Annotated in this window: 14 protein-coding genes and 1 tRNA gene; 8 read left to right on the top strand and 7 right to left on the bottom strand. The window is 52.0% G+C overall.

Going from position 1 to position 12065, the window contains the following annotated elements; translation table 11 throughout:
- Window positions 1-104 precede the first annotated feature (104 nt).
- Complete coding sequence (locus AArcSt2_RS06295) at window positions 105-1283, top strand: sensor histidine kinase (RefSeq protein ID WP_250583467.1); 1179 nt, start codon at window positions 105-107, stop codon at window positions 1281-1283.
- Between the two features lie 103 nt (window positions 1284-1386).
- A tRNA-Gly gene (locus AArcSt2_RS06290) sits at window positions 1387-1457 on the top strand.
- Between the two features lie 152 nt (window positions 1458-1609).
- Here AArcSt2_RS06290 and AArcSt2_RS06285 read toward each other — a convergent pair.
- A complete protein-coding gene (locus AArcSt2_RS06285) occupies window positions 1610-1885 on the bottom strand; it encodes a hypothetical protein (RefSeq protein WP_174652030.1) in 276 nt (91 codons plus the stop codon).
- Between the two features lie 89 nt (window positions 1886-1974).
- On the opposite strand from AArcSt2_RS06285, the gene AArcSt2_RS06280 reads away from it, so the two are divergent.
- From AArcSt2_RS06280 to AArcSt2_RS06260, 5 genes are all read left to right on the top strand, one after another.
- The gene (locus AArcSt2_RS06280; protein ID WP_250583785.1) at window positions 1975-2286 is read left to right on the top strand and encodes an MTH1187 family thiamine-binding protein; all 312 of its coding nucleotides are present in this window, start codon (window positions 1975-1977) and stop codon (window positions 2284-2286) included.
- 43 nt (window positions 2287-2329) lie between these two features.
- Window positions 2330-3064 (top strand): SDR family NAD(P)-dependent oxidoreductase, encoded by a 735-nt coding sequence (locus AArcSt2_RS06275; protein ID WP_250583466.1) that lies wholly within the window; start codon window positions 2330-2332, stop codon window positions 3062-3064.
- A gap of 56 nt (window positions 3065-3120) precedes the next feature.
- Entirely contained in the window at window positions 3121-4056 is a 936-nt protein-coding gene (mch, locus tag AArcSt2_RS06270; RefSeq protein WP_250583465.1) for a methenyltetrahydromethanopterin cyclohydrolase, read from the top strand.
- A complete protein-coding gene (locus tag AArcSt2_RS06265) occupies window positions 4056-4571 on the top strand; it encodes a double winged helix-containing putative transcriptional regulator (protein WP_174652027.1) in 516 nt (171 codons plus the stop codon). Before mch ends, AArcSt2_RS06265 begins: the two co-directional genes overlap by 1 nt.
- 69 nt (window positions 4572-4640) lie before the next feature.
- On the top strand, window positions 4641-4871 hold the full coding sequence (locus AArcSt2_RS06260) for a DUF8015 family protein (protein WP_250583464.1): 231 nt from the start codon (window positions 4641-4643) through the stop codon (window positions 4869-4871).
- Between the two features lie 20 nt (window positions 4872-4891).
- Here AArcSt2_RS06260 and AArcSt2_RS06255 read toward each other — a convergent pair whose 3' ends face one another.
- The 4 genes from AArcSt2_RS06255 to pepF form a co-directional block, all read right to left on the bottom strand.
- The gene (locus tag AArcSt2_RS06255) at window positions 4892-5275 is read right to left on the bottom strand and encodes a DUF5811 family protein (RefSeq protein WP_174654461.1); all 384 of its coding nucleotides are present in this window, start codon (window positions 5273-5275) and stop codon (window positions 4892-4894) included.
- A gap of 67 nt (window positions 5276-5342) precedes the next feature.
- Window positions 5343-5825: a pyruvoyl-dependent arginine decarboxylase gene (locus AArcSt2_RS06250; protein ID WP_250583463.1), complete on the bottom strand. Its 483-nt coding sequence runs from the start codon at window positions 5823-5825 to the stop codon at window positions 5343-5345.
- Between the two features lie 57 nt (window positions 5826-5882).
- The gene (gene pan2 / locus AArcSt2_RS06245) at window positions 5883-7106 is read right to left on the bottom strand and encodes a proteasome-activating nucleotidase Pan2 (protein WP_250583462.1); all 1224 of its coding nucleotides are present in this window, start codon (window positions 7104-7106) and stop codon (window positions 5883-5885) included.
- A 79-nt stretch (window positions 7107-7185) separates the two neighbouring features.
- Entirely contained in the window at window positions 7186-8976 is a 1791-nt protein-coding gene (pepF, locus tag AArcSt2_RS06240; protein WP_250583461.1) for an oligoendopeptidase F, read from the bottom strand.
- Between the two features lie 121 nt (window positions 8977-9097).
- Between pepF and AArcSt2_RS06235 the strand changes: the two genes are divergently transcribed.
- On the top strand, window positions 9098-10453 hold the full coding sequence (locus AArcSt2_RS06235) for a M28 family peptidase (RefSeq protein WP_250583460.1): 1356 nt from the start codon (window positions 9098-9100) through the stop codon (window positions 10451-10453).
- A 6-nt stretch (window positions 10454-10459) separates the two neighbouring features.
- Here AArcSt2_RS06235 and AArcSt2_RS06230 read toward each other — a convergent pair whose 3' ends face one another.
- Both AArcSt2_RS06230 and truA read right to left on the bottom strand, forming a co-directional pair.
- Window positions 10460-11110, bottom strand: a complete 651-nt coding sequence (locus AArcSt2_RS06230) for an HAD family hydrolase (protein ID WP_250583459.1) — start codon at window positions 11108-11110, stop codon at window positions 10460-10462.
- 73 nt (window positions 11111-11183) lie between these two features.
- Window positions 11184-12032, bottom strand: a complete 849-nt coding sequence (gene truA / locus AArcSt2_RS06225; RefSeq protein ID WP_250583458.1) for a tRNA pseudouridine(38-40) synthase TruA — start codon at window positions 12030-12032, stop codon at window positions 11184-11186.
- Window positions 12033-12065: the final 33 nt, after the last annotated feature.

Below are 12065 nucleotides of genomic sequence, written 5' to 3'. Positions count from 1 at the left end.
TTGAAAACAGCCGATTAGCTGTGTTTACCTGTCACATGGTCGCCGAGGTTTCGCCCGCGGTCATCCGTCAGTAGACATTTGTAGCTCTCGAAATAGTACCGTGTATGGGCGAACAGCAGGCAACGGCTGCAGAGCTAGCGGCTTTGCACCATGCAACACAGAAACTGATGGCTGCACAAACGCAGCAGGAAATCTGTGAGATCGCAGTTACTGCTGCTGAAAACATCCTCGAACTTCCGCTCTGTGGTGTTTGGATCGCTAGTCCGGATCAGGAGGCGCTCCAACTCATTGCACACAGCGACCAGGCAGCGACTATTTTTAATACGACGATTACAGCAACTGCCGGGAACGCGCGTGCATGGTCAGCATTTGAATCGCAGTCGATCAAAAAGTACCGTCTTGAACCTTGTTCACATGCAGACAGTTCACGTTATAATCCACAGTCCGGGACTATCTTCCCACTTGGAGGGTACGGCATCTTACATCTCGCAACTACTGATGAGTCATTTAATGCGCAAGCCGTCGTGCAGATTGGACAACTGCTCTCATCTAATACGACCGCGGCACTGGAACGGGCAACCCGTGAGCACACACTTCGGCTCCAGCACGACCAGCTAGAGGAATTTATCGGGTTTGTGTCGCATGATTTACGGAATCCACTCAATGTTGCAAGCGGCCATGTAGATCTCGCAAAACAAGCCTGTACTGACGCAGAAGAGACGTTTGACACGATCGAATCAGCACTTGATCGGATGAACACACTCATCGAGGACTTGTTAGCACTAGCAACACACGGGAATGTGATTCATGATCGGACCGCTGTCGATCTCGAAACGCTTGCGCTGACTGCGTGGGAGAATGTTCACACAGGAGAGGCAACGCTTACCATTGAAGGATCGACGACACTCTCTGCGGATCGAAATCGACTCCAGCAAGTGTTTGAGAATCTGTTTCGGAATGCGATCGAAAACAGCCAGCAAGCCGTCTCGATTCGTGTTGGACCAATTGAACCAATCACAACCACAACACGGTCAACGGTAGCTGGTGGACCAACTGGATTCTATATTGCAGATGATGGACCTGGAATTCAACCAGAGACCCGAGATGCAATTCTTGCATCGGGATACTCAACCAATGAGAGCACTGGAATCGGGCTCACGATCGTCCAACGGATCATCGATGCGCATGGATGGGAATTTGATGTCAGTACCAGCGCTGAGGGTGGAGCACAGTTCGATATAACGGATGGGACACGGCTCGTGACAACTGCCATTGTCGAGTGAACATACCTCTACGCTTGGTGTGTGTTTTCACGTCAATCAGCGATTGATTCGCAACTCTTATACGTAAACCGCCAGTTAGATAGAAATGCGAGAACGCGTAACTGCGCTGGTAGTGTAGTGGTATCACGTGACCTTGCCATGGTCACAACCTGGGTTCAAATCCCAGCCAGCGCATTTTTGTCTCAACCAATATTGTGAGCGGCTGTACTCGATGGATTTGAATCAGAGATATCTCACGCAGCGACACGATACGTCCGATCGAGGGTCACACTCCAGCCAGCGCGGTTTTCGATATGCAGCGTCGTGAGCACTCGCTCGCCCTTATTTTATTCTGGCGGAGGCGTGATTCCGATCGTATCTGCGGTTTCAATGCGGACCACGCCGTCTACCTCACAGAAGGTATCGACCTGCAATTCTGGGAGTGTCACAAGATGTGCGTCAAACCCAAGCTCACGCTCAACCGTCCCATCACAGTCATCAGCGTGCGACTCGAGCGACGCTGGTGAAAGCGAGTCCAGTTCAACAACGAGCGAAACGGAATCGTCCGGCGTCGGGTCAGTTCGCAATCGTCGAACTGGATGTGAAAGATATGGCTCGGCCATACCTCCGCTACAGTCTGCGAGTCGAAAAAGTTGCTGTCAGTGCTGCATCGACCATTGTAGTTACAATGTGTGCGATCGAACACCAGTGTATGACCGTTATTGCACTGTTGAGTGTTGCACCCGTCACCGAAGGCAGTATGTCAGGCGAAGTCGCAAAGGCAGTTGCCGCGCTCGAAGCGTACGATGTATCGTACGAAACAAACCCGATGGGAACCGTCATTGAAGCGGACACCATTGAGGAGCTTCTCGCCGCGGTTGCTGGTGCTCACAACGCAGTTGAGGGCGATCGCGTCAGCACGTTTCTTAAAATAGACGACAAACGAACGGTGCAACAGCACGCACAAGCGAAGGTGGATGCTGTTGAGAAACATCTTGGTCGCTCCGCAAAACGCGATCGATAACGAGTACCACCACCTATTACTACTCGATAGTAGTGCGTATAGTATGGCAGTTATCGTAACCGGTGGGAGTAGAGGAATCGGACGTGCAATTAGCGAAGAGGTGGGCGAGACGACGCCCGTTGTTGTAAACTACCGATCGGATGCGTCGGCTGCAGCCGAAACCGTTGCTGCGATCGAAGCTGACGGCGGAGACGCTGTTTCGGTGCAAGCAGATGTATCGAATCCAGATGACGCAACAAAACTGATCTCAATTGCACGTGAGGAGTATGGCGAGATTACAGCAGTGGTCAACAACGCAGGGATAACCCGACCCGCACAGGTCGAAGAAATCGAGCCAGCACAGTGGCAGTCAGTGATTGGAACCAACCTTTCGGGAGCGTTCTATGTAACACAGGCTGCAGCATCTGCGCTACGGGAGACAAGCGGTGATGTGGTGATGATCTCTAGTATCGGGGGTACTGGTGGAACCGTTGATGCGTCGTATGCTGCAAGCAAGGCTGGACTCCACGGGTTGACACGCGCGCTTGCGAGAGAGTTTGGAGACGATGGCGTTCAAGTCAATGCGATCGCACCCGGCCCAGTAGAGACGGACATGAATGATGTGATTGTGAAGTATCTAGAATCTGTGAATTTCAAAGGGCATGAGGGAATTGGTACACACCTCCCCGAGTACGCATGTAACCCGGATGCAATCGCACACTCTGTGCGATACCTGCTCGAGAACCCATACGTACAAGGGGAAATCCTGTGTGTAAATGGTGGGATGCAGTTCCGATAGTCCCCGCCATCCGCTGGACAACAATCCCTTTAGCAGATGCCGCGCAAGGTGGCCATATGGAAAGCATCAATCGATCGGCGATCGAGCTACTTGATGAGGCGTTGGAGTTTGCTGGGGAGCTAAACATCGATGCCTACGAATTGGATTCAGGGGCTACGGTTGTCGATTTTGGCGTTGAAGAGGATGGTGGATTTGAGGCCGGACTCTTTCTTACTGAGATCCAGACTGCAGGCTTAGCATCTGTGCATACAAGTATGGGCTCAATAAACGGCACACCACGTCCGTATGTCGAACTGTCTACTGACAACCCCGGAATTGCACTCTTATGTTCACAAAAAGCCGGCTGGGAGCTTGATTTCGATGTATACAATGGTCTTGGATCCGGTCCTGCGCGTGCGCTCGCCCGAATGGAATCGGACTTTGACAAAATGAACTACTATGATCAGTTTGATCTCACTGTGCTTTCGATCGAATCTGCAGAACTCCCAGACGATCGGATCGCAAAGCATGTCGCAGAACTAGCTGAGATCGAACCAAGCGGTGTCTTCTTGCCTACTTACGCAACTGGATCAATGGTTGGAAGCATCACAATGGCTGCCCGTGCTGCGGAGCTCGCGGTTATGAGGCTCTCTGATCTTGACTACTCTCCACAAAATATCCGCTCCGCATCGTGTCGTGCACCGATCGCACCGGTCAGCTACGATGAATCCATTGCGATGGGCCGAACAAATGATGCGCTGGCGTATGGTGGTGAAGTATATTTGCAAGTGACCGAGGATGACTCGGTGTTTAATTCGGTATCCTCAACCGCAACAGCGGAGTATGGAACACCGTTTGTCGAGATCTTTGCAGATGCAGACTGGGACTTCTATGAGATTCCACCGTCTGTTTTTGCCCCTGCGACAGTGACGATCGACGTGGTTAACGGTCCAACCCATGTCGTTGGAGAGACAAATGAGGAACTGCTTGCAGCGTCTTTCGATCTCCAGTAATGCGAATTAAACTCACTCGGCTCCCTCCTGCTCCGGAAACGGTTGATACAGTATGGGACGTTCATCGTGCAGTTCCGCTTGTTCCTGCGACCGAAGTCGAGTGCAAACGACGGATCCAACGGCGCTGTACCATCACAGACCCACAGACAGCACATGATTGGATTACACTGCTTCGAGCCTTGTCCCTTGTAACCAACACTACACAGGGATACGTTCGCATCGCCGATCGCCCTCCACTCGACGAAATCAGAATACGATTCGTTTCGGCTGTGCTTGGCGCGCAGGAAGTGCTTGCTCTCGCTTTTGATGATGAGAAAGCCCAAACGGGGGAGTCACTGTTGGAAGTCACAAAATCGCTTGCACCACCATGGGAACAGCTACGAGATCCACAATGGGAATCTGCGTGGGAGCAGGGCCATGCTCGACTAGTAGAGTGGCTTGCTCTGCTTGGTCTGTTGAAACAAACCACCACTGGATACCAACAGCAGAACCCGCTCAGCCGATATCAGAGATAGAGACTGTATCTTCAACCACAACAACCCCTAAGTGGCAATCGACCATCACCAATCGATGAGTCACTGTTGATGGTCAATTCCACAGCGCAGTACATCTCTCAGATTTCGATCGAAACGCAACAGTTGTACGATCTCATCATTGTATTAATCCCGACTGTGTTAGCGATTAGCTTGGGTGTCGGATGGCTTTCGCAGCTCTCACTCCTGTTGGCGGTTGCTGTAGGAAGTCTCTGCTCACTTGGGATTATTTGTGGTGCAATCGGAGTCGCTGCCATCAATCAGCGTCGACAATCACGCTAATAAATAGACACTTGCGGCCGTTATCGACCTGTTGGTGTTACACTGTCGCCAACAGCACTCATGACTTGCATTGCAGCACTTGCTGCAAGGCCTTGTGCAACCTCTGCAGTGTCGCTCTCGTTGAGTCCCGACTTGAGGTCCTCTACTTCCGGCGTGAACCCTGCACTTACTGGGTGCCCAGCTGGTGGATCGACTGCAACTGTCGCCAGTGGCGTCGTCCCATCAAATGAGAGCTCTGACCCAACGTGGTAGCCTTCCGGAAGATACGATTGTGTCTGTGAGACAATCGCGGCAACCTCACGGCGAAGTATCTCTTTTTCTTCACCTGAAAGCTCTACACCATGTGTTGGCTGGCCTGCCTGGACCGTGCCCGGGGCCCCTGCATAGGGGTTGTTTCCATTCATGTACGTTGTCATTTGTGTAGGGTGTACAGTTGTATAAAAGCGTCGGGAAATGTGTGACTATGTGTCACTATTTGAACATCGGCTCGCTGTCACCATAGGCAGCAAGACAAACGACAACAGTGTACTCGTCTGTCTCAGGTTCTACTAACCGAATCTCAAACGACTGGTCGGTAAATGTCCATTCTCGAAGCTCTCCGCCCGCCTGTAAACCGTCTTCGAGCAACTGCTGTACAACTGTTTCGTCATGCCCATTTGCTTCGTAGAACAAGCCTGGGCCATCACCTGTTACCCAGCCAAGCCCCGCAACGATCGGTTCGTCAGTGCCTGGTCGTGATGCCATCTCCGACTGCACCACAAACAATCGGTTTCCTGCTGCCCCGAGATCCGGTGCTCGATCGGCCTGAACAACGGTTGCTGTTTTGGGAATAACAGAAGAGACCGCTACCAGATTGTAATTATGGAGATTAATATCCGCTAACGCAGCATCATACGCTGCCAGTTCTGTTGGCCCGGTTCCCACGCCGCTTGCGACATGGATTGTTGTATTCATTAGCTGACTCACGTGGTCACGCGCGTAATGCGTTACGAAAACAAAAGCAAGTAGTCGCTAGTACTGATAGTTGATGACGCCATCTGGGTCATCATCCGAACGTTCAATCTTTTCTTTTGCACTCTCGAAGTCTTGAAGATTTACTTCTGTTCTGTCGTCACGAATCGCAAACATTCCTGCTTCTGTTGTGAGGCTCTCGATATCTGCACCGCTGTACTCACCAAGTCCGTCGGCGATCGAATCAAGATCAACATCGGCCGCAATGTTCATTCCTTGTGTGTGTATTTCAAGAATACGACGTCGCCCCTCAGCGCCAGGCTTCGGTACTTCAATGAGTCGATCAAATCGACCTGGTCGCAAAATCGCTTCATCAAGCATGTCAAACCGATTTGTCGCGGCAATGATTCGAATATCACCTCGATCGTCGAAGCCATCCATCTCCGAAAGCAACTGCATCATCGTCCGTTGGACTTCTGCATCACCGGACGTTTTCGAGTCAGTCCGTCGTGAAGCAACCGCATCAATCTCGTCAATAAAGACGACTGCAGGCTCACGTTCGGACGCCAGTTTGAACAGGTCACGAACCAGTCGAGCACCTTCACCGATGAACTTCTGGACAAGCTCGGATCCGGCCATTTTAATAAATGTTGCATCCGTCTCGTTTGCAACTGCTTTTGCAAGCATTGTTTTCCCGGTCCCTGGTGGACCATACAAAAGCACACCTGACGGTGGCTCAACACCGACGGCATCGAAGATTTCTGGATTCGTTAACGGATCTTCAACGGCTTCTTTGACCTCTTGGATCTGTTGATCAATCCCACCAATGTCCTCATATCGTACATCTGGTGATTCGGAAATCTCCATCGCTTGTGCTCTGGAGTCTGTCTCATCATCGAGAATAAGCTGTATCGCAAATGACTCATTGATTGCGACCCGATCGCCTGCTTCAAGCTGCTCAGCAGCCTGTGGAGAAACTGTTGTCAGGACCTCTTGGTTGTTGCCGTGTTGTTTGATAACGACCCCGTCGTCAGACACCTCCTCAACGGAGGCGATGTAGAGAGCGGAGGTTTTGAGTGCATCGTTTCGACGTTTTAACTGTCGAACTTCTTCACGGAGGTCTTGACGGCGTTCTGTTGCATCCGAAAGCCGGTGCTGGAGCTCTTCGTTGACTGAAACGATACGTTTGAAGTGTTTTTGTATCGCATCAAGTCGCTCGGTATCGGACATATCGGGATCCAAATCAAGCCGTGGTTGGTCCGGCAGCGATGGGCTACGTGACATTCGCTACCTGCTCTTTGGGTTGCGTGTAAATGTGCTTTTGGGTCGATGAACGTCACGCGTTTCATTTGTGTTTACTGAGTTACTGGAGCTCAGCCATGCGATCGAGGTACTCCCCATACACTGCAAGTGCTGATTCGATCGGTTCCGGTGATGTCATATCAATGCCTGCAATTTCGAGTGCTTCGATCGGATAGACGCTCCCACCAGCTGCGAGCATTGCTCGGTAATCTGCGGCTGCATCGTCGCCTTCTTCGCGGATCTTCTCAACGATTGCCACTGCAGCAGAGATGCCAGTTGCGTACTGGTACACATAGAAATTGTAGTAGAAGTGTGGGATGCGTTCCCACTCACGAGCAATCCGATCGTCTACTGCTGCTGGTTCGTAGAACTCCGCTTTGAGATCGCCATATACTTGATCAAACACGTCTGGCGTGAGTGGTTTGTCATCCTCCGCAAGTGCGTGAATTTGGTGTTCAAAGTCTGCAAACATTGTTTGGCGGAACAGCGTCGATCGGAACCGCTCAAGGTACTCATCGAGGACGTGCATGCGGAGCTCGTCATCGTCGAGATTTTCAAGCAGATAGTGTGTCAAAAGCGTCTCATTGACTGTCGATGCAACTTCTGCAACAAAGATCTCATACCCTGCATCGTGCCACGCCTGTTTCTCTTGCGCTAATTCGGAGTGCATTGAATGTCCAAGCTCGTGTGCAAGTGTGAACATTGAGGCAATGTCATCCTGATAGTTCATCATGATGAACGGCTGTGTGTCGTAGGTTCCTGAGGAGAATGCGCCGGCACGTTTGCCACGGTTCTCGTACACATCGACCCACCGATCTTCTAAACCTTCTGCCATTCGTTCTTGGTACTCCTCACCAAGCGGCGCAACTGCCTCAATAACCCACTCTTTCGCCTGTTCGTAGCTCACTTCTGGACCTTCCTCCCCAGTTATCGACATATACAGATCCCACATTTGAAGCGTCTCAACACCGAGCGCGTCCTGTTTGAGCGCTGCGTGTCGATGGAGATACGAGAGGTTCTCTCGAACGGTATCCACAAGCGTATCATACACTTCAACAGGGACGTTCGGTCCATCAAGTGCGGCTTCTCGGGCACTGTCGTAGTTTCGTGCCCGCGCCATCTTCACATCTTTTCGGACTTGGTTTTTTAGTGATGTGCCAACCGTATTCCGTACCGCTTCCCATTCATCATAGAACTCTTCGTGGACACGTTTCCGGAACGATCGATCCTCGTGCTTCTGTAGCTTCGTAAAGTTCCCTTGACTGATTTCGACTGCATCTCCATCAGGGTCTTCGACGGTTGGGAACTCCATATCTGCGTTTGCAAGCATCGAGTAGATCTCACTTGGTGCGCTTGTGACCTCGCCGAGCTCAGCAAGGAGCTCTTCAACTTCCGCTGATCGGGTGTGTTCTTTCCCACGGAGGACGTCATCGAAGTACTGCCGATAGGTTTCCAATGCAGGCTCTGCGTCGATGAAGTGGTCAATCTCTTCGGCAGAGAGCGTTTGTAGCTCCGGTTCTAGGTATGAGATCGCACTTGATGCCTGCGAAGAGAGCGATTGTGCTTTCGCGGAGAGTGCTTGATACTCCTGGTTACGTGTATCTTCACTGCTGCGAAGGCTTGCATAGACACTGACTTGTGCAACATCACGCATGATCTCTTCTCGGAGGTCGAGTAGCTCAAGCAGAGTCTCTGGATCTGTTGTCGCTTGTCCTTCGTAGGCTCGAAGCTCGGAAATCCGCTCAGATACCGCTTCAAAAGCGTGCTCCCAATCCTCATCAGATGCATAGATGCTCCCAAGAGCCCATTTATATTCCTCTTCAATATCGCTCCGTTCAGGAACCGAACTCATATCGATTCGAAGGTCATCTCCAGTGGTAAGTCTTGCCAATCTCAACATGATGCGTGGCGTGTATTCTGCTCATCCCGCCGCGAGCCATACTGTTTTGTGGTCGGTCTGTTATGTGCCAACTATGTCTTTTACTGGGACTGACCGATCGGATGCGCTCAGTGCCGCGATCGGTCGAACGTGGACGGACGATGTTCCGTGGGAATTTATTACTGATTTAACGGCGATCGGCAATCGAATGGGCGGGAGCCCGGGAGAACATGAAGCCGCAGCCGTCATCGCGGACGCATTCACGACCGCAGGGCTACACAATGTGACTCAAAATCCGTTCCAGATGCACGAATGGCGGCGTGGCTCAAGCACACTTCAACTTGCAGGGCCAACCGATCGAACGTTTGACACGATCGCACTTCCGTACTCTCCAGCAGACACTGTCACCGCTGAATTCGTTGATGCAGGCTATGGAACGCCAGCAGAGATCGACGACCTCGATGTGACGGACAAGATTGTTGTCGCAAGCACAACAACGCCCGAAGGTGGTCGGTTCATTCACCGGATGGAGAAGTTTAGCTACGCGATCGAATCTGGTGCTGTTGGGTTTGTTTTTGTTAACCATATCCCCGGGCAACTGCCACCAACGGGATCGCTTACATTTGGACATGAAGCTGATGCAGTCGCAGTCGGCGTGAGTCTCGAAACAGGTGACTGGCTTTCGGAATATGCGGTCAATACACCGGGAGAACACGCAGAAATGGGCCTTACTGTGCAAGCGGAAACGACAGCTGGTGAGAGCCGAAATGTTGTTGGTACAGTCGGGGCTGACACCGATGAGGAGCTCTTACTCCTTGCACACTACGACGGGCATGATATTGCCGAAGGCGCATTAGACAATGGCTGTGGGATTGCAACCGTCCTCACTGCGGCACGAATTCTTGCTGCGATCGAAGATGAGCTAACGAAACGAGTTCGAGTCGTCGCAGTTGGGTGTGAAGAGATCGGACTACTTGGCTCCGAACAGCTTGCAGAACACGTTTCACACGACTCCATTCATGGTGTCTTGAATGTGGATGGCGCTGGCCGGTTCCGCGATTTGGTGGCAATGACACACACCTCCACCGAAACAGAAGAGGTTGCACAGGCTGTTTCCACGCAAACGAGACATCCAATTACGATTGTTAGTGAACCACATCCGTTCAGTGACCAGTGGCCATTCGTCCGTGATGGAATTCCAGCACTGCAGCTTCACAGCGAAAGCAACGACCGAGGCCGCGGGTGGGGCCACACAACCGCAGACACCCGAGACAAGGTAGACGATCGAGATATTCGAGAACACGGCATTCTGACTGCACTACTGGCGATCGAACTCACCGATACGGAACTTCCCCGGCTCGACAGAGATGTAGTCGCAGACGCCTTCCGTGAGGCGGAGTTTGAGACTGGAATGAAAGCAGCTAATCTGTGGCCCGATGCGTGGGAGTAGTTCTAGCTACACTGCGATCGAGGCAAGCTCCTCAAGTGAATTAATTTCATACGTCGGCTCGGCGACCAACTCATACGCTGTTCTGTGTGGTCGTCGAATGAACGCAACATCCATCCCGGCACGATTGGCTGCGAGAATATCAACATTGCTGTCGCCGACATAGAGTCCCGAGGAGACGCCGATCGAGTCGAGCGCATCTGTTAGGTAATCGGGGTTTGGTTTTCGTCGCTGAAATCCATCGAGTGTTGGCTCGCGTCCGGTTGCATACGGAAACAGCTCCCGTAGTTCGAAGAGCTCAACAATCGATAGTACCGTCTCATGCTGATTGTTGCTGACAATCCCCATCGGTGCGTGGAGCGATTCAAGCGTTGAAACATCTTCATATAGCGTCTTCGTTCCATCTTCGAGCGCTCGCCGTTGGGCGGCTGCAACTGATTTTTCACGCTGCTCCCAGAGTACACTGGGAGCAATGTTGTATCGTCGTGCTACCTGCTGAATCTGTGTGACATCCGCGTCAACCATTTTTGTAACAAGATCATCATCCGGCGTGATATCAAACCTCGAAAAGGCACCCTTGACACCTTGCTGTAGCACGGCTTGTGGTGTTGGATAGGTTAGTACACCATCATTGTCAAAGACGATCGAATCATAACACATACAACAGTGTACTGGATGAAACAATCAAAACATTACTATGAGTGCGATACAGCACTCCGTGGCTATACTGTGACTAGTATTCACATCCGTGTTCAATCTGTGTTGCGATCGTTTCTGCGGTCCGATGTCGTATCTGTGCGTCGGTCGACGCCTCGCTAAATGCGCGAACACTGCTCGTGCACGCATCCGGATCCGACGCAAACCTGATCTGTGGATATGTCACATCGGTAAGGATAAGCGGCTCCGGTGGTGCTGGGGCGACGCCATATCTCCCATCGACTGACTCCTCACTCAGGAGCCGATCAACCCGATCGATCGGCATCGAACCATCTGCTACCGAATGCACGACTGTGACGAGTCTGCGAACCAGTTCACGGGGGAATCCACCTGCTGCAAACCAGAGCTGTAAAAATGATCCCTCACGTTGCATTCGCCCTGAAAGGCCGCGCCACGTTCCGGTTGCATCCGGTGTCAGGTTATGGAAATCGTGACTTCCACAGAGTCGTTCGAGGGCGTTCTTTGCACGTTCGTCAACAACTGCGTCGTGACCGGTTCGTCGATCGCCTTCATGTGGGGCATACAGCGAATACTGATATGTCCGCCGTACTGCATGATGTGTTGCATGGAAGTCGTTTGGGGCTTCAGCGCTTGCCCATGCACGGATCGTTTTCGGGAGTTCGCTGTTGAGTGCCCGTGGTGTGAGCCACGTCGGCGCGTCAAACGCAACCGTCTGTGACAGCGCAGAGACGCCGCGATCAGTTCGCCCGGCCGCCGCATATCCCGCTGGCTTGTCATCGACGGCTTCCATAACACCCAGCGATCGGAGCGCATCAAACAGCGTCTCCTCAATAGTTGGAACATCTGGTTGCCGCTGGTAGCCATAGAACGGCCGCCCATCGTATGCAAGGCGAAATGCACGCATACAAGAATGAACGGCTGCGACCAGCAAAGTGTG

The sequence above is a fragment of the Natronocalculus amylovorans genome, assembly GCF_023638035.1.
Classification (GTDB): Archaea; Halobacteriota; Halobacteria; order Halobacteriales; family Haloferacaceae; genus Natronocalculus; species Natronocalculus amylovorans.
The sequence above is the reverse complement of the archived record's forward strand: the minus strand, read 5'-3'. Positions and strand labels throughout refer to the sequence as shown.

Excerpts from the sequence above, each read along its gene's own strand:
- AArcSt2_RS06255 (WP_174654461.1), bottom strand. The coding sequence starts at position 5,275 with ATGAATGGAAACAACCCCTATGCAGGGGCCCCGGGCACGGTCCAGGCA.
- AArcSt2_RS06230 (WP_250583459.1), bottom strand. The coding sequence starts at position 11,110 with ATGTGTTATGATTCGATCGTCTTTGACAATGATGGTGTACTAACCTAT.
- AArcSt2_RS06275 (WP_250583466.1), top strand. The coding sequence starts at position 2,330 with ATGGCAGTTATCGTAACCGGTGGGAGTAGAGGAATCGGACGTGCAATT.
- AArcSt2_RS06285 (WP_174652030.1), bottom strand. The coding sequence starts at position 1,885 with ATGGCCGAGCCATATCTTTCACATCCAGTTCGACGATTGCGAACTGAC.
- AArcSt2_RS06295 (WP_250583467.1), top strand. The coding sequence starts at position 105 with ATGGGCGAACAGCAGGCAACGGCTGCAGAGCTAGCGGCTTTGCACCAT.
- AArcSt2_RS06280 (WP_250583785.1), top strand. The coding sequence starts at position 1,975 with ATGACCGTTATTGCACTGTTGAGTGTTGCACCCGTCACCGAAGGCAGT.
- AArcSt2_RS06260 (WP_250583464.1), top strand. The coding sequence starts at position 4,641 with ATGGTCAATTCCACAGCGCAGTACATCTCTCAGATTTCGATCGAAACG.
- mch (WP_250583465.1), top strand. The coding sequence starts at position 3,121 with ATGGAAAGCATCAATCGATCGGCGATCGAGCTACTTGATGAGGCGTTG.
- pepF (WP_250583461.1), bottom strand. The coding sequence starts at position 8,976 with ATGAGTTCGGTTCCTGAACGGAGCGATATTGAAGAGGAATATAAATGG.
- pan2 (WP_250583462.1), bottom strand. The coding sequence starts at position 7,106 with ATGTCACGTAGCCCATCGCTGCCGGACCAACCACGGCTTGATTTGGAT.
- AArcSt2_RS06235 (WP_250583460.1), top strand. The coding sequence starts at position 9,098 with ATGTCTTTTACTGGGACTGACCGATCGGATGCGCTCAGTGCCGCGATC.
- truA (WP_250583458.1), bottom strand. The coding sequence starts at position 12,032 with ATGCGTGCATTTCGCCTTGCATACGATGGGCGGCCGTTCTATGGCTAC.
- AArcSt2_RS06265 (WP_174652027.1), top strand. The coding sequence starts at position 4,056 with ATGCGAATTAAACTCACTCGGCTCCCTCCTGCTCCGGAAACGGTTGAT.
- AArcSt2_RS06250 (WP_250583463.1), bottom strand. The coding sequence starts at position 5,825 with ATGAATACAACAATCCATGTCGCAAGCGGCGTGGGAACCGGGCCAACA.